Origin of the sequence: Mesorhizobium sp. M0145 (genome assembly GCF_040322355.1) — a bacterium.
Classification (GTDB): Bacteria; Pseudomonadota; Alphaproteobacteria; order Rhizobiales; family Rhizobiaceae; genus Mesorhizobium.
In genome coordinates this window covers 84,528-104,729 of sequence record NZ_JAMYTK010000018.1, presented here as the reverse complement: position 1 = coordinate 104,729, position 20,202 = coordinate 84,528, and the positions used below count along the sequence as shown (strand labels likewise).

Annotated in this window: 17 protein-coding genes, 1 tRNA gene and 1 pseudogene; 12 read left to right on the top strand and 7 right to left on the bottom strand. The window is 62.9% G+C overall.

From position 1 onward, the window contains the following. Window positions 1-9 precede the first annotated feature (9 nt). From NKJ28_RS23540 to selD, 4 genes are all read right to left on the bottom strand, one after another. Window positions 10-699 carry a DUF899 family protein gene (locus NKJ28_RS23540; protein ID WP_352637129.1) on the bottom strand — a complete coding sequence of 230 codons (690 nt, stop codon included), beginning with the start codon at window positions 697-699 and terminating at the stop codon, window positions 10-12. Continuing rightward, entirely contained in the window at window positions 696-1,064 is a 369-nt protein-coding gene (locus NKJ28_RS23535) for a sigma-70 family RNA polymerase sigma factor family protein (protein WP_352637127.1), read from the bottom strand. Before NKJ28_RS23535 ends, NKJ28_RS23540 begins: the two co-directional genes overlap by 4 nt. Beyond that, on the bottom strand, window positions 1,031-1,162 hold the full coding sequence (locus NKJ28_RS33035; RefSeq protein ID WP_502902210.1) for a hypothetical protein: 132 nt from the start codon (window positions 1,160-1,162) through the stop codon (window positions 1,031-1,033). Before NKJ28_RS33035 ends, NKJ28_RS23535 begins: the two co-directional genes overlap by 34 nt. A gap of 371 nt (window positions 1,163-1,533) precedes the next feature. Beyond that, a complete protein-coding gene (selD, locus tag NKJ28_RS23530; protein ID WP_352637125.1) occupies window positions 1,534-2,610 on the bottom strand; it encodes a selenide, water dikinase SelD in 1,077 nt (358 codons plus the stop codon). A gap of 478 nt (window positions 2,611-3,088) precedes the next feature. Here selD and fdnG point away from each other — a divergent pair, with 478 nt between their 5' ends. The 9 genes and pseudogenes from fdnG (at window position 3,089) to NKJ28_RS23485 (ending at window position 13,585) form a co-directional block, all read left to right on the top strand. Then, entirely contained in the window at window positions 3,089-6,175 is a 3,087-nt protein-coding gene (fdnG, locus tag NKJ28_RS23525) for a formate dehydrogenase-N subunit alpha (protein ID WP_352637124.1), read from the top strand. A gap of 12 nt (window positions 6,176-6,187) precedes the next feature. Then, a complete protein-coding gene (fdxH, locus tag NKJ28_RS23520; protein WP_352637123.1) occupies window positions 6,188-7,138 on the top strand; it encodes a formate dehydrogenase subunit beta in 951 nt (316 codons plus the stop codon). Further along, entirely contained in the window at window positions 7,125-7,823 is a 699-nt protein-coding gene (locus NKJ28_RS23515) for a formate dehydrogenase subunit gamma (protein WP_352637121.1), read from the top strand. Before fdxH ends, NKJ28_RS23515 begins: the two co-directional genes overlap by 14 nt. Window positions 7,824-7,938: 115 nt before the next feature. Beyond that, window positions 7,939-8,859 (top strand): formate dehydrogenase accessory protein FdhE, encoded by a 921-nt coding sequence (gene fdhE / locus NKJ28_RS23510; protein ID WP_352637119.1) that lies wholly within the window; start codon window positions 7,939-7,941, stop codon window positions 8,857-8,859. A gap of 7 nt (window positions 8,860-8,866) precedes the next feature. Then, a complete protein-coding gene (selA, locus tag NKJ28_RS23505) occupies window positions 8,867-10,288 on the top strand; it encodes an L-seryl-tRNA(Sec) selenium transferase (RefSeq protein ID WP_352637118.1) in 1,422 nt (473 codons plus the stop codon). After that, entirely contained in the window at window positions 10,275-11,063 is a 789-nt protein-coding gene (locus tag NKJ28_RS23500) for a tetratricopeptide repeat protein (protein ID WP_352637117.1), read from the top strand. The genes selA and NKJ28_RS23500 overlap by 14 nt, the downstream gene beginning before the upstream one ends. Next, a pseudogene (gene selB / locus NKJ28_RS23495) lies at window positions 11,060-12,895 on the top strand (selenocysteine-specific translation elongation factor); the annotation flags it as partial. The gene NKJ28_RS23500 and the pseudogene selB, both read left to right, overlap by 4 nt. 123 nt (window positions 12,896-13,018) lie before the next feature. Further along, a tRNA-Sec gene (locus NKJ28_RS23490) sits at window positions 13,019-13,114 on the top strand. A 15-nt stretch (window positions 13,115-13,129) separates the two neighbouring features. Next, window positions 13,130-13,585 (top strand): hypothetical protein, encoded by a 456-nt coding sequence (locus tag NKJ28_RS23485; RefSeq protein WP_352637114.1) that lies wholly within the window; start codon window positions 13,130-13,132, stop codon window positions 13,583-13,585. A 564-nt stretch (window positions 13,586-14,149) separates the two neighbouring features. Here the strand turns inward: NKJ28_RS23485 and NKJ28_RS23480 are convergent. From NKJ28_RS23480 to NKJ28_RS23470, 3 genes are read right to left on the bottom strand one after another with little or no spacing between them, the layout of a single operon-like run. Then, complete coding sequence (locus tag NKJ28_RS23480; RefSeq protein WP_352637113.1) at window positions 14,150-15,022, bottom strand: carbohydrate ABC transporter permease; 873 nt, start codon at window positions 15,020-15,022, stop codon at window positions 14,150-14,152. Further along, window positions 15,019-15,909 (bottom strand): carbohydrate ABC transporter permease, encoded by an 891-nt coding sequence (locus NKJ28_RS23475; RefSeq protein WP_352637112.1) that lies wholly within the window; start codon window positions 15,907-15,909, stop codon window positions 15,019-15,021. The genes NKJ28_RS23480 and NKJ28_RS23475 overlap by 4 nt, the downstream gene beginning before the upstream one ends. A 43-nt stretch (window positions 15,910-15,952) precedes the next feature. Then, window positions 15,953-17,245 (bottom strand): ABC transporter substrate-binding protein, encoded by a 1,293-nt coding sequence (locus NKJ28_RS23470; protein WP_352637111.1) that lies wholly within the window; start codon window positions 17,243-17,245, stop codon window positions 15,953-15,955. A gap of 439 nt (window positions 17,246-17,684) precedes the next feature. Between NKJ28_RS23470 and NKJ28_RS23465 the strand changes: the two genes are divergently transcribed. From NKJ28_RS23465 to NKJ28_RS23455, 3 genes are read left to right on the top strand one after another with little or no spacing between them, the layout of a single operon-like run. Further along, on the top strand, window positions 17,685-18,560 hold the full coding sequence (locus NKJ28_RS23465) for an ROK family protein (RefSeq protein ID WP_352637110.1): 876 nt from the start codon (window positions 17,685-17,687) through the stop codon (window positions 18,558-18,560). Next, window positions 18,557-19,327, top strand: a complete 771-nt coding sequence (locus NKJ28_RS23460) for a GntR family transcriptional regulator (protein WP_352637109.1) — start codon at window positions 18,557-18,559, stop codon at window positions 19,325-19,327. Before NKJ28_RS23465 ends, NKJ28_RS23460 begins: the two co-directional genes overlap by 4 nt. A gap of 37 nt (window positions 19,328-19,364) precedes the next feature. Further along, on the top strand, window positions 19,365-20,156 hold the full coding sequence (locus NKJ28_RS23455) for a sugar isomerase domain-containing protein (RefSeq protein WP_352637108.1): 792 nt from the start codon (window positions 19,365-19,367) through the stop codon (window positions 20,154-20,156). Window positions 20,157-20,202: the final 46 nt, after the last annotated feature.

Sequence of the window (20,202 nt, the reverse complement as noted above, 5' to 3'; positions counted from 1 at the left end):
TTGCGGATGTCACGGCTTTGGCACGAACTCGAGCAACGGCGCGTAGGGCGGCCCCACCAGCGGCGGATAGCGGCGGTAGGTGTTGTAGACCGCTCCGTCCTCCATCGCGAAGACGCTCCACCCTGCGCTCACCGACACGGCCGACTGGAGGTCCGGCGCACCGACGTCGTCCCGGTAATCCTGCAGCCATTGCGGCGCCTCGCGGAGCAGCTGCCCCATGTCGAACTCGTCGCGGGCGATTCCGGACATCTCCTCCCGGCGGAATGCGAAGCCGTAGTCGAACAGGAAGTCGTCGCCGCAGGCCGACACGTAGGGCATCGTCCACCCGCGCTGTGCCTTAGTTGCCATCAGCTTCTCCAGCGGCGCCAGCGACATCGCGATGAGCGTCACGTCGCGGTCGTTCACGTGCGTGATCATGCCGCCCAGCCCATCGCCGACCGAGGTGCAGCCCGGGCACGCCATCTTCCAGTCCTGCCCGAACATCAGGTGATAGATGAGGAGCTGCGAGCGGCCATCAAACAGCTCCGGCAACGACTTGGGCCCGTCGTCGGTGGCGAAGGCGTAGTGCTTCTCGACCGGAACCCAGGGCAACTCACGCCGCTGCTTGGTGACGCGCTGTTCGTGCGCCGCCAGCTCCTGCTCGGCCGCCAGCAGCTCCTTGCGGGCGGCCTGCCACTCCTGCTCAGTCGCGACCTTCATCCGATCTTCCTATGTTCGACCTCGTCCTTGTTGAAACCGCGCGGGAGCAGAAATCTCATTGGCACCTGGAAGTCGACGGCCTCCGCGACCCGTCCGTCCTCGAGGTGCAGGACGCACAGGGCGAACGGATGGTAGCCCGGCTCGCCCGGCGGGCACAGGTACACCGCGACGGCGGGCTGTAGGTTCGCCGCGGCGGGGACAAGGAGATGCGGCCCGGGCGCGGCGTGCTTGTCGCTGCCGCGGCGGAAGGCATCAAGGCTGTCGTACCACTGCGGACGCGGGCCAGTCAATTTGCGAGCCGCGATAGTAGCGCCGGCGCTGTCGCCGGCACTCACGCCGACGTTACAAGTTTGCACGTCGTGCATTGCACGCCAACGGTGTTGGACTGATCGATATTGACGACACCCCTCGTGCCGAAATCCAGATCGCTGACAGTCTGAACTTTGCATTCAGCTTGGATCATGTTGCGCACGATCAAGTTGCCGGTCGCCATGGCGGCAAACGCCGGTCTAGCCAGCACAATCGGAGCAAGCGCTGCGATACTTGGCGGGAAAAAGTGGTTCGATCACGCGTTCCAACGCATGGCCAAGTGGAACGAGATTCTCCGGATAGAGGAGCTGATGTTTCAAGCTCGTGCCTGGCGCCCAGTCATGATCTGGCGAACTCAGGCTCGCTCGGATCATCCGGTCACCAAAGCAGTCGCAGCGTTCGCCGCCAATCCAGCGTGGACAGGGCAGGCGGCGTCTTTGCCTGCCGATCCAGTGGTGGCAGGAGGTGGAGTGCCGCGGACTGGAGGGCGCGCCGCGTCATCTGGCGGGGAAGCGGAGCGGCCGTTCAGGCCTCTACTACTATTGTCGGCGCGCCGGGTCTGGCATGGCCGATGATGCGAGCCAAAGGATAACCTTCCGCGACGATCCTCTCGACGAGCGCCGCTGCGCGGTCGGTCTCGCAAGCAACCAGCAACCCGCCCGAAGTCTGTGGATCCGTGAGAAGATGGCGTCGCCACTCGGGCATGCCGGGAGGTAAGCTTACCGCGTCGCCATAGCTCGCCCAGTTGCGCCGCGATGCGCCGGTGACGTGGCCGTCGACCGCGAGCGAGGCAGCTTCGGAAAAGAGCGGCACGTCGTGGCTGCAAATTATCAGCGTGCACCCGGAACCGCGTGCCATCTCGAGGGCATGTCCGAGCAAGCCAAATCCGGTCACGTCGGTGACGGCGTGGACGCTCGCGTCCTGCGCCAGCTCCGATCCGATCCGGTTGAGAAGGGTGGTGGAGGCGATCATTTCGCGATAGCCGCTCTCGGAAAGCGCCTGCTTCTTGATGGCGGCGGAGTAGATGCCGACGCCGAGCCCTTTCGTCAGGATCAAGGCGTCACCCGGCCTGGTGTCAGAATTGCGTCGGATATCTCCGGGTCGGCATGTGCCGATGACTGCGAGGCCATAAATCGGCTCCGGCGAGTCGATCGAGTGGCCACCTGCAACCGGGATTCCGGCGTCGGCGCAGACAGCTTCGCCACCTTTCAGGATTTCGCGGACCATGAGCATCGGGATTTTGTCGAGAGGCATCCCGAGGATCGCCAGCGCCATGATCGGCCGGCCACCCATCGCATAGATATCGGACAGGGCGTTGGTTGCGGCAATCCGGCCGAAATCGTAGGGGTCATCTACCATAGGCATGAAGAAGTCGGTGGTCGCGATGACGCAAGTCGCGCCGTCGAGTTGCCAGACTGCCGCATCGTCGCCGGTCTCCGTGCCGACGAGAAGCTGATGATAGGGACTGGCAGCCGCCGGATTAGCGAGAAGCTGCTGCAGCACTGACGGTGCCAGCTTACAGCCGCAACCGCCGCCATGGGCGAGGCTGGTCAGGCGCACAACGGGCGCATCGGTTATTTCGGGCGAGAGGGCGATTGCCATAGTCGTCGAGCCTCCTCTGCTGGCACGCTTTAGTAGGGATCAAGGTCAACCGGAATGGAAAATACGATCGCGCCAACGCACGGCGCGTTTGGAGCACGCTTGCTCTCAGCGGATTTCATTAAGTTAGGAAAGGCAAGCACAGTATCCGGCGTGCGAGGCATCGCCGTCATTGGGTATCGATCGAAAGGCGCCCCGACCCGCGGGAGCTGTTTCATCGCCACGCTTTACAGTATGGTAATGCGTTCGTTTTCGTCAATCGCAGTCGCGGTCACGAAAAGATGACAATAATATTCAACAATAATACACAATTGCCGATTTGCGGGCATAACCTGTTGCAGGAAGGCGCTTCGGAGGGGCACTTTTGCTGCACCGTACGCACCTCGTTCTTGGCATTGATTTTATTTGGCCCGAGACTAGTTACTCGGATTGAACCGTTGGTTCGAGTTGCCTTGTGGGGCATCGGCTTCGGGAGGAACCCATGAACATCGATCTTTCTCGACGCGCGTTCCTGCAAATAGCAGGCGCGGGTTTCGCCGGTACTACGCTTGGAGCCCTCGGCTTCGGCGATAGCGAGGCCGCACACGCGGCGGCTATACGGCCCTTCAAGCTCGCGAACACCACCGAAACACGCAACACCTGTCCATACTGCTCGGTGGCTTGCGGCATAATCTTGTATTCGAAGGGCGATCTCAGAAAGGGCGAGCCGGCCGAGATCACCCATATCGAGGGTGATACTGATCATCCGACCAATCGCGGCACCTTGTGCCCCAAAGGGTCGGCCCTGCTCGGATTTGTCAAGTCGCCGACCCGTCTGCAACATCCGATGATCCGCAAACCGGGCTCGGACAAGTTCGAGCCGATAAGCTGGGAAGACGCGCTCGGCCGCATCGCCCGCCTGATGAAGGACGATCGCGACAAGAACTTCGTCGCGACGAACAATGACGGCGTGACGGTCAACCGGTGGATCACCACCGGCTTCCTCGCCGCCTCGGCTTCGACCAATGAAACCGCGTTCGCGACCTACAAGGTGGTCCGCAGCGCGGGCATGCTGGTGTTCGACAACCAGGCACGTGTCTGACACGGCCCGACGGTGGCGAGTCTCGCCCCAACATTCGGCCGCGGCGCAATGACCAATTCCTGGACCGACATCAAAAACACGGATCTCGTCGTCATCATGGGCGGCAATGCCGCGGAAGCGCATCCTTGCGGCTTCAAATGGGTCACAGAGGCGAAGGCCAACCGCGGCGCCAAGCTCATCGTCGTCGACCCGCGCTTTACGCGCTCGGCTTCGGTGTCGGATCTTTACGCGCCGATCCGCCAGGGAACGGACATCGCCTTCCTGCTCGGGCTGATCAACTACTGCATCCAGAACGACAAGGTGCAATGGGACTATCTGAAGGCCTTCACCAACGCGACGTATGTCGTCAAGGAGGGCTTCACCTATCAGGACGGCCTCTTCTCCGGCTATAACGAGGCGAAGCGAGACTATGACAAGTCCAGTTGGGACTATGACATAGGCACGGACGGCTTTGCCGTTGTCGACGCGACATTGGCCAATCCCCGCTGCGTCTGGAATCTTCTCAAGAAGCATGTCGCGGTCTACACGCCGGAGATGGTCGAGCGCATCTGCGGCACACCGAAGGACCGGTTCCTGAAGGTGGCCGCGATGGTCGCCGAGACATCGTCTCCGACCAAGGCGATGACCTCGATGTACGCGCTCGGCTGGACCCAGCACTCGAAGGGCTCGCAGAACATCCGCGCCATGGCGATGCTGCAGCTTGTTCTGGGCAATATCGGTATACGCGGCGGCGGCATGAACGCGCTTCGCGGTCACTCCAACATCCAGGGGCTGACCGACCTCGGGCTGATGTCGAACCTGCTGCCCGGTTATCTGACGCTGCCGACTGAGAAGGAGGTCGATCTGGCAGCCTACATGTCGACCCGAGGCTTCAAGCCGCTCCGGCCGAACCAGATGAGCTACTGGCAGAACTACAGGAAGTTCTTCGTAAGCTTCCAAAAGTCAATGTGGGGCAACGCGGCAACGCCGGAGAACGGCTTCGCCTATGACTACCTGCCGAAGCTCGACCTGCCGGGCTACGATCTGCTGCGGGCTTTCGAGCTGATGCACCAGGGCAAGATGAACGGCTATTTCTGCCAGGGCTTCAACCCGCTACAGGCAGCTCCGAACAAGAAGAAGGTGATCGAGTCCCTCTCGAAGCTCAAATACCTCGTCATCATGGATCCGTTGGACACGGAGACGGGCCGGTTCTGGGAGAACCACGGGCCGTACAACGATGTCGATCCGTCGCAGATTCAGACGGAAGTCTACCAGCTTCCCTCCACCTGCTTCGCCGAGGACGACGGCTCCCTGGTCAATTCGGGGCGCTGGCTGCAGTGGCATTGGGCCGGCGGCACGCCCCCCGGCGAGGCCAAACGCGATACCTGGATTATGGCGCAGCTCTATCTGCGCCTGAAGGAGCTCTACACCAAGGAAGGCGGCGCCTTCGCCGAGCCGATCGTCAAGCTCAACTGGCCTTATGCCGATCCCGGCGATCCGACGGCCGAGGAGCTTGCCCAGGAGATCAATGGTAGGGCGCTCGCCAGGGTAACCGACACGGCCGACCCGACAAAGGTGCTGGCCGAGGCCGGAAAGCTCTTGCCGGGCTTCGCCGCGCTGCGGGACGACGGCTCCACCTCCTGCGGCTGCTGGATCTATTCCGGCTGCTTCAACGAAAACGGCAACAACATGGCCAGGCGGGACACCACCGATCCTGACGAAACCGGCGCCTATTCCAAATGGGCGTTCTCATGGCCTGCCAACCGCCGCATTCTCTACAACAGGGCGTCGGCTGACCTCACCGGAAAGGCTTGGGATCCAAGCCGCAAGGTGATTGAATGGGACGGCACGAAATGGTCGGGCTACGATGTCCCCGACATCTTGCCAACGGCAAAGCCCGATCAAGTAGGCCCGTTCATCATGAATCCGGAAGGCGTCTCGCGCCTCTTTACCCGGGGCATGATGCGCGACGGACCATTCCCGGCGCATTACGAGCCATTCGAGTCGCCCATCGCGAACCCGATAGCTCCCAAAGTCCGCGGCAACCCCGCAGCGCGGGTGTTCGAAGGCGATATGGCCCAGTTCGCCGAATCGGCTTCGCAGGAGTTCCCCTACGCGGCGACCTCCTACCGACTGACCGAGCATTTCCACTTCTGGACCAAGCACGTCATCACCAATGCCGTGATGCAGCCGGAGTTTTTCGTGGAAATTTCGGAACAGCTTGCGGCCGAGAAGGGCATCACCAAAGGCGGCTGGGTGCGCGTCTGGTCGAAGCGCGGTTCCGTTGTGGCGAAGGCCATGGTGACCAAGCGGATCAGGCCGCTCACCTGCGATGGCAAGACCGTCCACATCGTCGGAATACCATTGCACTGGGGCTTCACGGGAGCGGCGAAGAAAGGCTTTGGCCCGAACATGCTCACCCCCTTTGTCGGTGACGCCAACATCGAGACGCCGGAATACAAGGCGTTCCTTGTCAACATCGAGCCCATCGCCGGGCCGGTAGCGTAGGAGGAGTAAGCGATGTTTCCTCCACTTCCAAATCCTTCGACGACGGATACCGCACCGCGTTTTTCCGACAAGGATCTCATCCGCCGCTCTGCCTCCACGGTTCCCGCGCCCGAGCAGCAATTGACGGAAGTCGCCAAGCTCATCGATGTTTCGAAATGCATCGGCTGCAAGGCGTGCCAGACGGCCTGCATCGAGTGGAACGACACGCATCCGGAGATCGGCTTCAATGCCGGCGTCTATGAGAATCCTGCCGATCTGACGCCGGACATGTTCACGCTGATGCGCTTCAGCGAATGGGACAATCCCGAGACAAACGAACTCGAATGGCTGATCCGCAAGGATGGCTGTATGCACTGCGCTGACCCGGGCTGCCTCAAGGCTTGTCCGGCACCAGGCGCCATAGTGCAGTATTCGAACGGCATCGTCGATTTCGTCCATGAGAACTGCATTGGCTGCGGCTATTGCATCAAGGGTTGCCCGTTCAACATTCCGCGCATCTCCAAAGTCGATCACACGGCCTACAAATGCACGCTCTGCTCCGACCGCGTGGCTGCTGGCCAGGGACCAGCCTGCGCCAAGGCCTGCCCGACCCAGGCGATCGTGTTCGGCACGAAAGACGAGATGAAACAGCACGCCGACGGCCGCATCAAGGACCTGAAATCGCGCGGCTATTCGAATGCCGGCCTCTACGATCCGCCCGGCGTCGGAGGGACGCATGTGATGTATGTGCTGCACCATGCCGACCAGCCGGAACTCTATTCTGGTCTGCCGAAGGAGCCGAAGATCAGTCCGCTCGTGGAGGCGTGGAAGGGCGTGACCAAATATGCCGGCCTCACCATTCTCGGCGTGGCGGCCGGGGTCGGCCTGCTTCACCATCTGGTGATGGGACCGAACAGGGTCTCCGAGACGGATGAGGAGCATGCCGAAGAGCTGACGGAAGGCGACAACGATGGCCGCGTATGACGTGAAGCCGAACGAGCAGGTACATCCCGGCAAGCCAGTCATCGTGGACCGCTACACGGTGAGCGCGCGGATCAACCATTGGATCACGGCGGCCAGCCTGATCCTGCTCGCCTTGTCCGGTCTTGCCATGTTTCACCCGAGCCTGTTCTTCCTGTCGGGGCTGTTTGGCGGCGGCCAGTTCACGCGCTTCATTCACCCATGGATCGGCGTCTTGCTCTTCTTCAGCTTCCTTGGGCTTTTCCTTCGGTTCTGGAAGGCCAATTTGTGGAGGCCCGAGGACGGAACGTGGCTCGCCCGTTTCCGTGACGTATTGTCCAATCACGAGGACAACGTCCCCGACGTCGGCAAGTACAATGCCGGCCAGAAGCTCGTCTTCTGGTCAATGTCGATCCTCATCGTCATCCTGATTTCGAGCGGCATCGTCATCTGGCAACAATATTTCGCCGCTTACACCACGATCGGTCAGCAGCGGGTGGCGCTGCTTGTTCATTCGATCGCTGCCGTGGCGATCATCGGCGTCTGGATTATCCATTTCTATTCGGCCATCTGGGTACGCGGCACCATTCCCGCCATGACGCGCGGACGGGTGACCGGCGGCTGGGCTTGGCGGCATCATCGCAAATGGCTGCGTGAACTGATCGCAGGCAAACCGGACGGACGTTCGGGATCGAATCCCGCCGAATGAGCGGGTATTTGTTTTTACGCAATTCCGGACGGAAAAACCGTTATACACTTTTCGTGGAATTGCTCTGGAGCAGTATCAAGCCGACCACGTGGCCCGTGAGGTTCGTGAGGTTGAAATGCCAAAGCAACAAGATCCGTCACGCCCTGACCCGACTGTAATCGGCGAGGTCTCGGCCCCACCCTTTGTGCGCCTGCCTGATCCGCGGACCTTGTTCATTCGCCGCTCCGAGCGATTGGATGTGTTGGCGGATGACCACCAGCTCGGCCCCTATCTCCGCTTCCTCTCTGCACTGACGGATGCGCAGCACCGCATCCAGGACGGCTTGCCGGAGATCGAATTGCCGACCGCGGAGGCGCGCGAGCGCGCACGAACCTTCGGTATGCCGCCGCTCGATCGCAACCAATCCACTTCGGATGCCGCCCTTGGAATGACGCTCGGCCGCCTGTTCGAAGTGGCAGCCACGATCGAAAAACCCGAGGCGGCCGCAGCCGCCTTGGACAGGCTGGCGAATATCGATACGTCCGGGGTCGACTCCATGGTGCGCAATGTGCTCACCGATGCGATCCCAATGAACGCGCTTGGCGAGCATGTCTATGTCGCGGCCGCGCTGCAGGTTCACTTTGCCCGCCTCGCGGCATGTCTCGACAGCTCGAAGCTGGTTCCGGTTGCCGACGGCGCCTGTCCGGCCTGCGGTGGGCCGCCCGTATCCTCGATCATCGTCGGCTGGCACGGCGCACACGGGGCGCGGTTCTGCGTCTGCGCGCTGTGTGGAACATTGTGGAACCACGTCCGTGTCAAATGTACGCTGTGCGGCTCGACCAAGGGGATAGGCTATCAGGAAATCGAGGGAGGCCCTGGCACGGTCAAGGCCGAGACCTGCGATGCATGCGGCTGCTATGTAAAGATCCTGTACCAGCACAAGGATCCGGCTCTCGATCCGGTCGCCGACGACGTGGCGACGCTCGGCCTCGACCTGCTCGTCCGCGAGGGTGGCCATCGCCGCGGATCGTTCAATCCGTTCCTTGTTGGCTATTGAGGATACGATGACCGCTTCATCGGCAAACCCTTTGCGCAATCTTCCGTCGGTCGACCAAGTGCTGAGGACCCCGCTGGCGGCGGCCGCAATCGAGCGCTTCGGACGGCAGGCCGCGACGGAGGCCATTCGCCGAGCCGTCGCCGATGCACGAATGGCCTCCCGCAATGCCGCAGCCGTCGTGCCGGAGGCAAACGATCTTGCCGGCGACGCGCTCGTGCAGCTCAGGGACGGCGAACGCTCTTCCCTGCGTCCCGTTTTCAACCTGACCGGAACGGTGCTGCATACCAATCTCGGACGGGCCCTCCTCGCGAAAGAGGCGGTCGAGGCTGTTCGGCTGGCGATGCGCGAAGCGGTGGCTCTCGAATTCGATGTCGAGAAAGGCGAGCGCGGCGAACGGGACGATCATCTTCGATCGCTCGTTTGCGAGCTGACCGGAGCCGAGGATGCAACCGTCGTCAACAACAACGCGGCTGCCGTCCTTCTCGTGCTCAACACGCTGGCGCTCGGTCGCGAAGCGATCGTTTCGCGAGGCGAGTTGATCGAGATCGGCGGCTCTTTCCGGATGCCCGAGATCATGACGCGCGCCGGCGCCAGGCTTGTCGAGGTCGGCACCACCAACCGCACGCATCGCAAAGACTATGTCGCGGCGATCGGCCTGGAGACCGGGCTCATCCTCAAGGTGCACACGTCGAACTACCGGGTCGAAGGATTCACGGCCGAGATCCGGGCACCCGAGCTCGCTTCAATCGCAAAGGCGCATGGGATACCGCTGGTCCATGATCTCGGTTCGGGCACGCTGGTCGATCTAGCCCGCTACGGCCTTGGGCGCGAGCCGACCGTGCGCGAGGCGGTCGCCGACGGCGCCGATCTCGTCACATTCTCCGGCGACAAGCTGCTCGGCGGTCCGCAGGCGGGTTTCATCGTCGGCCGCAGGGACCTGCTCGCAGCGATCAGCCGCAACCCGATGAAGCGGGCGCTCAGGGTCGACAAGCTTCGTCTGGCCGCGCTCGAGGCGACGTTGAAGCTCTACCGCGACCCCGACCGCCTGGCCGAGCGCCTGCCGACGCTAAGGCTGCTCTCGCGCTCGGTGAGGGAGATTGCAGCGCAGGCAAAGCGCCTTGCTCCCCTGGTTGCTGACGCCGTGGGCGAAGCCTTTGCGGTCGACACGGTGGAGTGCCGGAGCCAAGTCGGATCCGGCGCGCTACCGCTCGAAACTGTGCCAAGCGCCGGGCTTGCTCTCAAGCCGCGCTCAGGGAGCGGCCGGGCGCTCGAAGCGCTTGCGGCTGCGCTGCGTGGGCTGGGCGTCCCGGTGATCGGGCGGATCGAAAACCAGGCGCTCGTGCTCGATTTCCGCTGCCTGGAAGACGAGGCGAACTTCATCGCCAATCTAGCCGGCTTAAATCCGGGAGGAACCGATGCGCTGGCTTGACCGCCTTGCGCGCCGCCCAGCCGAGACGCCTGTGGCCGCACGGATGACCGAGGCCCTCGAAGCCGCGCGGCGAGGCGATCATGCCGTGGCTCTCTCCATATGGGAGCCGCTGGCTCACCAGGGCGTTGCCCGCGCTCAGAACAATATCGGCGCCTGCTTCGCCGAAGGGCTCGGCGTCGAGCGTGATGCGGACATGGCTTTTCGCTGGCTGGCGCTCGCCGCCGAGGCAGGAGATCCTGTCGGGCAAAGGAACCTGGCGTCGCTCTATTTCCGCGGCGAAGGCGTTCAGCAGGACTTTCGCCGGGCGGCCGAGCTCTATCGGGCCGCAGCGGAAACTGGCGACGGACCGGCGCAGGATATGCTGAGCTGGATGCTGCTGGAGGGCGAAGTGATGGCTCCCGATGCCGGCGAGGCGCGACGCTGGGCGCTTGCCGCGGCCGATCAGGGCATCGCATCCGCTATGACCCGGATCGGCATGCTTTATCACAATGCGCTCGGCGTACCGCGCGATCCGGACGAGGCTGTCCGCTGGTGGCGCCGTGCTGCCATGCGAGGAGACGCCGAAGGGCAGGCAATGCTCGGCGCCGCCTGCCATCTTGGTACGGGCGTGCCGGCTGACGCGGTCGAGGCGCTGGTTTGGCTCCTGCGTGCCCAGGCAGGCGGCAGCGCCCTTGCCCGCCGCTATCTGGCTGCGGTGCGGGCCGAATTGAGCGAGGGCGATGCCGCCGAGGCCGAGCGTCGCGCCGCCGCGCCGTTGCCGGAGACCGCATCATGATCGTCGGCACGGCGGGACATGTCGATCATGGCAAAACTGCGCTGGTGCATGCGCTGACCGGTATAAACACCGATCGTTTGCAGGAGGAAAAGACACGCGGCATGACCATCGATCTCGGCTTCGCCTATTTGCCGGTGCCGGGTGGGGATAGCATCGGTTTCGTCGATGTTCCCGGGCACGAGCGTTTCGTACACACGATGCTCGCCGGCGCCACCGGCATCGACTTCGTGTTGCTCGTGGTGGCCGCCGACGACGGCGTCATGCCGCAAACCCGGGAGCATCTCGCCATCGTCGATCTGCTCGGTGTCAAGCGCGGCGCCGTCCTGCTCACGAAATGCGATCTGGCCGGTCCCGAGCGCCGCACCGCGGTGGCGAGCGATATCCGCTCGGTGCTTGCCGGGACGATGCTTGCCGAGGCCCACCTGATTCCCGTCTCGGTCGTTACAGGCGAAGGTATCGATGAACTCAGGTATCTCTTGTTCGAGGAGGCGTCGCATCTTGCCCGGCGTGCAGTTTCGGGCCGTTTTCGATTAGCGGTGGACCGCTCTTTCACGCTGCGCGGCGTGGGCACCGTCGTGACGGGCACCGTGCTTTCGGGTTCTCTCGGTATTGGGGACAACGTGGTCGTAAGCCCGTCGGGATTGCTTGCGCGGGTTCGATCGATCCACGCCCAGAACCGGCCGACTGAACGTGGTCGGTCGGGACACCGTTGCGCGCTCAATCTGACCGGCGAAAGGGTTTTCAAGGAGGCGATCCGGCGCGGCGACGTAATTGTCGATCCGAAGCTTCACGCGCCGTCGGACCGGATCGATGCAAGCCTTCGCGTTCTGCCGGGTGAACGCAAGCCGATCGGCCAATGGTTTCCGGTGCGGCTCCACCATGCCGCGACGGAGGTGGGGGCACGCATTGTACTCCTCGGAGACGAACCGATCGGGCCTGGCGGCACGGCCAATGTTCAATTGGTGCTGGACAGTCCGATCGCGGCCGCTGCCGGCGACGTTTACGTGGTGCGCGACACCTCCGCGCAGCGAACCATCGGCGGCGGACATTTTCTCGATCTGCGGGCGCCCAGCCGCAAACGCCGCGCGCCGGAACGGCTGGTCCAACTCGATGCCCATGCGCTATTGGCGCCCGAACTGGCCGCCGCCGCACTCCTTGATGCGCCGCCCCACTATTTCGACCTGAAGGCTTTCGCGCGCGACAGGGCGCTTAGTGACTGCGAGACGGAAGGCCTGATCGATCAACTCGGGCTTGTCCGTTTTGCCGTCGGAGAAATGCTCCTCGTGCTGTCGCCGGAGCGCTGGTTGCGATTCAAGCGCGACTTGGCCGCGACCCTGGAGACCTTCCATGCCGACAATCCGGATTTGCCGGGCGTAGGAATGGAGAGACTGCGTATTGGGCTTGATCCACGTCTGCCGGCGCCCGCTTTCACGGCAGTTCTGCGGAGCCTTTCGCACGCTGGAGAAGTTGCCTTGGACGGCGCCTGGGTGCGGCTGCCCGGTCATGAGGCGCACCTGACGGCAAAGGATGAAACTCTCTGGCTGCAAATCCAGCCTCTCATCGGCGGACCCGAACGGTTCCATCCGCCGAGAGTGTGGGATATTGCCGAGGTGCTGGCGGCGCCGGAGACGGAAATCCGGCGGCTTCTGAAGCTTGCCGGCCGCATGGGGAAGGTCCACGAGGTCGCTCATGACCACTTCTTCCAGCGCCAGGCGTTGGCGCAGATCGTCGAGATCGCGCGCGACCTCGCTGCGTCGATGCCCACAGAGCAGTTCACCGCTGCTCAATTTCGCGATCGCGTGGGCAGCGGACGCAAGGTCGCCATCCATATCCTCGAATTTCTCGATCGGCACGGCGTGACGCTGCGGCGGGGAGACTTGCGCCGTCTGAACAGGCGCAGGCTGGACCTGTTCCGCCTGACAGGGGAGGGTGAGCCGCCGATGGCGCAAATTTCTGGAGGAGCATCGTCCCCGGTGGGGCGTCCGGACTTCAAATCCGGGAGGGGCCGCGAGTCGGTCTCTGGTGGGTTCGACTCCCACTCTCTTCCGCCATCCTAGTGAGCCAAGATGAACCCGACGGCTTCCTTTCTGAATGACCTGAAAACGACGGCTGAGACCGCCAGGACAACCGAGGCAAGCTTCAGGCGACAAGCGGCCAATCAGATCGCGGTTCTGGAACAGGAGCGCGCTTTCGCCTTCAGGCGGCTCAACCTCATGCAGGCGATCTCGGACGCCGTGGCCTCAGCCGAAAGTGAGGAGATCGCCGTGGCCAGCGCTTTGGCCGTCCTGCGCTTGCGGCTCGGCTGGAATGCGGACAGCGAGGCGCGCACGGAAGCGATCACGCATTTTGGCCCCGTTGCGCTTGCGTTGTTCCAGGCTGCGAAGCTGCCCGAGGACGAACCCGCCACCAATATCGGCGAGGCCCTTGCGATTTTTGAGCATTGGTACTCCGAATCCCGGGGATCGCCGTTCTGGTTGCTATTCGAGCAGCAGATCGTGGACACGCCGCTGGTCGACTTTTGACCGACGGACTTTTCGGCATACCCGGATGTGAAAGCAGAGAGCGCAACGTCGCTTTATTACCGACGACACGATGCGGTAACCGGCGCCTCGGTCACCGCCGCAAGCAGCTGCTTTGGGGGCGGACGCCGGAAGGCGTTCACTCCCATGACATAGGAGCCATATTCGAGCCTTATGTCGTCGAGGTTGACAAATTGACCGGCTACCTAGAGATCGCGCGCGCTCTCAAGCCAGGGGATATGTCACAGAACGAAAGGCGCTCGGCGCCAGGAACGGCGCGCAAGAAGACAGAGAGCAATCAGCAGGCGGCCCGCGGAGCGCGGCAGCATGGCCACTCGCACTTCCTCTTTGGTGTCGAAACCCGGCCGAATCCGGCTAACTGAGCCAATGGTGCGTGGCATTTGGGCATTGACAGGCGATGTACGCGGAAAGGCGAGCTGGCCGACCATGCACCAGGACATAGGTGGTTGAGTTTGTTCGGTAAGTGACAACAACGTACGTCCGACGTTCACTTTGTGAGGCATTCGCATCAGATTCGCGATAAACAGATAGCCAATGCCGCCGACGCTATCCCTTGACCGCCGAGCCGACGATCGAATCCACGAAGAACCGCTGCAGCAAGCCGAAGAGCACCAGTGGCGGGAGCACGGCAAGCGTCGCCCCAGCCATCACCAGTCCCGTGTTGAGAGCGCCTCGATTGTAGCTGAGCAGGCGACTAAGGCTGATGACGATCGGATATTCGTGTGCATTGCCCTGTAGAACGGTCAGCGGCCAGAGATAGCTATTCCAGTGATAGACGAAGGCAAACAGCGCCAGTGCCGCGATTGCTGGCGCCACGCTCGGCGCGACGATCTTGAACAGAATCAGGAGTTCCGACGCCCCATCCATCCGTGCTGCGTCGATCAGATCGTCGGGCACGCCGGCTATGAACTGGCGCATCAGGAAAATGCCGAACGCATTGGCGAGATTGGGCACGATAATACCGGCAAGGCTGGCGGTCAGGCCGATTGATCCGACGAGACGGTAAAGCGGGATCAGCGTGACGATCGGCGGCAGGAACATGGTGGCGATCAGCACCGAAAACAGCAGTGAGCGGCCGGGAAAGTGATGCTTGGCGAAGGCGTAGCCAGCCATCATGCTGGTGACCAGAATGCCGGCGGTGGTGATCGTGGCGATCACGAGCGAATTCCACATCGAGCGGCCGACATTGATGACGCCGGACACTTTCTCGTACGCTTCGAGGGTCGGCGTGCGCGGTATCCACACCGGCGGCACCTGCATGGTTTCGGCCGGCGTTTTCAGGCTGGAGAGCACCATCCACAACAGCGGGAAGGCGGAGGCCACGGCAACCAGCAGCATCAGCGTGGCGAGCAGCGCTCTGCGGCCCGCCAGGCGTTTGCGCGCCAACCGGCTCGATGCTGAGCGGTCCGGCGCGCTCATTCGTCATCCTTCCGGTTGGCGAATGCAAACAGCGCACACACAATGACGATCAGCGCCAGCATCAGCATCACTGCCATGGCCGAGCCCAGCCCGCCTTGTGCCCGCTCGATGCCGACTCGGCGGATATGGTAGGTCAGCACGTTGGTCGAGCCGACCGGCCCGCCTTGGGTGATCAGCGCCACCGGCTCGAACACCTGCACGGCGTTGATGATGGCAATGACGGCGCTGAACAAGAGCGTGCGGCTCAATAGCGGCAAGGTGATGAAGCGGAACTGTTCGCGCCGGTTGGCGCCGTCAAGCGTCGCCGCCTCGTAAAGACTGCCCGGGATCTGGGTCAGCCCGGCAACGGCCAGCACCGTAAAATAGCCGATCTGCTGCCAGACATTGAGGACGACGATCGAGATCAACGCCGATCTTGGCGAGGACAACCAGAGTTGCGGGCCGATGCCGGCGAGACCGAGCACCTGGTTGAGCGGCCCCTCGCTCGGCGAATAGAGCTTCGACCAGACCAGCGTCACGGCGATCATCGGCACCATGTAGGTGGAAAACAACACGGTCCGCAGCGCCGTGCCGCCTGCGACATCGCGCTGGTGGACCATCAAGCCGAACACTACCGAAAGGGGCAGGATGAGCATCACCGACAATGCCGTGTAGATGGTGGTGTTGAGCAGCGCTCGCTTGAAATCCCGCCCGACCGAGGTCGGCCCGAATATTTCGCGAAAATTGTCGAAGCCGATGAAGCTCGCATTGGAAAAAGGCGTCTGCGTCGACCAGTCCTGGAATGACAGCCAGATGGTAAGCAGCATCGGCAGCAGGATGAAAACGCCGATCAGTGTCACGGCGGGTGCCAGCATGATGCCCGCCGAGGCACGATAGGTCTTGATCATCGCTCTGCTTCCAAAGCGTCGGGCTCTCGAAACAGCGCCTTCGCTATTTGGCGGCACGCTCCAGGATCGAGACGGCATCGGCCTGCGCGTTCGCCTGCGCATCCTTGGCCGAGAGCTGCCCATACTGCAACGCCTCGAGCGTCTGCTGCAGCGATTCGCTGAACTCCTGGCCGCCCGGGACGACAGGGAAGGGCTTGGCGTCGGCAAGCACGCTGACATAGCCGGACAGGAACTCGGAACCGAGCTTGTCCTTATGGGCTTCGATGTCGGAGGTCCGCGTCGGCAGGATGCCCATCGACATCAGAATATCCGACATTGCCGATGCGCCGTTCTTGCCGGACTTCGGACTGTTCAGCCATACCAGGAAATCCCATGCCGCTTTTTGTTCGGCCTCACCGGCATTGGCGTTGACGACGGTCATCCATGAATAGGAGATCGAGTGCGGCTTGTCGCCGCTCGGACCGACCGGGATGGGTGCGGTGGCGATATTGGAGAACTTGTCGCCCATGCCGCTCTTCAATGCGCTTTCCCACCAGTTGGCCATGATGATCATGCCGGTCTTGCCGGAGACGAAATTGTCTAGGAAGGGGCCGGTTGTGTTGGCGTCGGCCGTGGCCATCGCCGGATCGCTGGCGCCGGACTTGATCAGGTCCTCGTAAAGCTGGAAAGTCTCACCGGCTTGAGGACTGTCGAGCATCGGTTTGCCGTCCTTGACCAACTCGCCGCCATTGGAGACCAGCAGCGAGGCGAAGGGATGGACGACGCCCGCCGCCCAGGAATTGATCATGCCGAAGCCTTGCTGGCCGGCATTTTTCCTGGTCAGCTTCTGGGCCGCATCCTTCAATTCGGACCAGGTCTTCGGCGCGGCTGTGATGCCTGCCTGCTTGAACAGCTCCTTGTTGTAGTTCAGCGCATAGACGTCGATCTCGTTTGGAATGCCGTAAAGCGTGGCGCCAACAGAGGCCGCACTGACGACACCGGCCGGCCACGCGCTCTTGACCTCGCCGGCAACCGCATCGGGGGCCGGCGCGACCAGCTTGTCTCGTGCCAGTTCGGGCAGCCACAAATCATAGATGCCGCCGATCGTCGGCCCGTCCGAGCTGCCGCCCTGGGAACGCAGTGTCGTCAGGAGATCGCCGAAGGGGACGGCGCGCACGGTGACGGTCACATCCGGATTGCTGTTAGTGTAGTCCTTGGCCGCGGCGTCCAGCAAAGCGACCGTTTCGGGCGACCAGTGGGTCAGATAGGAGATGTTGACCGATTGGGCCCAACCAATGGTGGGCGAGGCCAACAACCCTGCAGCCAGTGCCAGTTTCGAAATCCAAGCCAAAGACATCCGACCCTCCGCATAGCCACAGCGATGTCCATGACGTTATGACAACTTGAAGCGACGATGCAAGCGCTATCTTCGTGAAGAGGTCCTGCCGGCGTGGTGGGCGATTTCTTACCGGCCTATGATGGGAATGATAGCTCCTTGAAAACAGATAATTAGCTGCGATCGTTCGAGCTGTTTCTCACTGCCGGATATGCCCAAACGTGCCGCAAAGGCTCTTGCGAACAAAGTCATGTCGTTATAATGACACTTAGCCGCCCCAAAGGAAGCCGATGTCGAATGAGAGACTGATCATGGTTCATCGACGCGCAGCGCTCAGCCTGATCGGCGGCTTCGCCGCCGCGTGCACCGGCGTCTGTATCGCACTGCCGACCAGAGCCGACGACACCGTGTGGAACTGGCGCGCCGGGGACCGGGCGGCAGCCAGTCGGAGTCGCTCTCGATGACACGCGTTCTGGCCATCGATCTTGGCGGCACCAATTTGCGCGCCGCAATCCATACCGGCGATGTTCGCTGGCTCGAGATGCTCAGCCGCGAGCCCGCACCAGCAAGTCTTGATGCCTTCGTCGCCCGCGTCGGTGCGTTGGGCGCCGAGGCCGGTCCGGTCGACGCACTTGGCCTGGCGGTGCCGGGGCTTGTCGAGGGCTCGATCTGCCGCTGGGTTCCGAACCTGCCCTATTTCGATGGTGTCGACGTCGCGACCTTGTTTCCTCGTCTGCCTGTTGCCATTGGCAACGATGCGCAGGTCGCCATGCTGGCCGAGGCGGTCGAAGGTGCTGCAAAAGGCTTGTCCGATGCCATCCTGCTGGCGATCGGCACCGGCATCGGCTCCGCCGTTCTGGCCAACAACCGCATCGTTGCAGGCGCACGTGGCGGCGCCTGCTCATTCGGCTGGGCCTGCGCCGACATCGAGGATGAAGGCGAGGACCGCAGCGGCTGGCTGGAGCGCTTCGCTTCCGGGCGGGCGTTCGACGCCGCGGCGCGCCAGATCGGGCTGGCCAATGGCGGCGGGCTGGTCGAGGCGGCCCGGGCTGGCAACACGGCCGCACTTGACGCCTTGGAGCTGCCGGCGCGCCGGCTGGGCACTGCCCTTGCGGGTGCGGTCGCGCTGCTCGATCCGCAGGCGGTCCTGATTTCCGGCGGGCTTGCCGATGCGCTGGACGTGGTCGGACCGCCGCTGCTTGCGGCTTTGCAGCGTCATCTGCCGCCGCATCTGCGCGATGTCGTTCTGCGGTCCGGCGAATTCGGCTCCCGCGCCGGTCTCGTCGGCGCCTCGCTGGCCGGTCTCGCCGGAGCACAGTGGAGGCAGATTAGATGAGCCAAGCGAGCTTCCATCTGCCCGACCGCAGAAGGCCCGAGCCGCTCTGGTATCAGGTGGAGGAGGCCATTCGCGCCATCGTCAAGAGTGGCGAGTGGGCGACCGGCGACCAGATTCCGGCCGAAGACAGACTGTGCGCCCTGTTCGGGGTGAGCCGCATCACGCTGCGCCACGCGCTGCGCAATCTGGAGGAGCACGGGCTGCTCAGGCGCGAACATGGCCGTGGCACCTTCGTGCGCTCCACCACGCTGGTCGCCGGCACTCGCGAATTGACCAGCTTCACGCAGGAAATGGGCAATATGGGCGTGGTCGCCGGCTCGCGCTTGCTCGACTGCAGCCTGACCACCGCCAATGCCGCCGCGGCCGGAGCGCTGGAGATCGAGGAGGGCGACCCGGTGGTGCGCATCCGGCGGCTCAGGCTCGGCAACAACGAACCGATCGGTATTCAGACTGCGCAACTCTCGGCCGCGCGCGTGCCCGGCTTTCTCGATGCCGGCCTGTTGCAGGGCTCGCTCTACGAAGCGTTGGAACGCCATTACGGCATCGTGCCGGTCGCGGCGCGCGAAAACTACCGTGTTGGCGCTGTCGGGGCGGCGGATGCCGAGTTGCTCGATCTGGCTGCGGGGAGTCCCGCTTTCGTGGTCGAGCGCATCACCACCGACGAGCGCGGCCCGTTCGAATTCACCGTCTCCGTGATGCGGGGCGACCGCTACGAAATCCGCTCGACGCTGCGTGCCGGTCGCGCTCCGCCGAGCGCAAGAAGCTGAGCCATTACCGAAGCCGACACATAACAGGAGTATCCACGTGTCCGATCTTTACATACCTCGCCTTGCCGCCCTCATCGAACAGGCGTCCAAAGCCAATGCCGAAGCCTTTGGCGTGGCGGCCAGCCGCTTTGCCGACACGCTCGAGAGCGGCGGGTTGGTTCATCTTTACGGCTCGGGCCACTCGGTGTTGCCGGTCCAGGAAGTATTTCCGCGCTACGGCAGCTATGTCGGTTTTAATCCGCTGACCGACCCGCGCGTCATGTGGCACAACGTGCTCGGCGCCGGTGGCGTGCGCGAACTTCTGTGGCTGGAGCGAACCGAGAAATATGCCGAGAAATTCCTAGACCACCAGCCACTGAACAAAGGCGATTCGATCATCATCTTCGGCCACAGCGGCCGCAATTCGTCGGGCATCGACACCGCGCTCTATGCGAAAAAACGCGGCATCTTCGTCGTCGCGGTGACCAGCAAGAACAATCTCGACAAGCCGGCGACACACTCGTCCGGCAAACGGCTTGCCGATGCCGCCGACCTTGTCATCGACACCTGCTCGCCGATCGAGGATGCCATCGTGCCGGTCGAGGGCTGGAGCCGGCCGGTCTCCGGTTCGTCGACCGTGCTTGCCATGATCCTGGCGCATGAGCTGATCGCCCGCACCGCCGAGGCGCTTTCGAAACGCGGCATCGAACTGCCGGTTTTTGCCTCGCCGACAATTGCCGGCGTCACACTGCACGACACCGACGTCATCTATGGCGTCTATCGCGAGAAAATGCTCGAGGCACAAAGGAAGCATCTGCCGAGCTTCCAGGCGACCATGCGCGGCGAATGACAAACGGGGAGGGCACGCAAACCGCCAGGCCTCCCTAAGGAGTAAA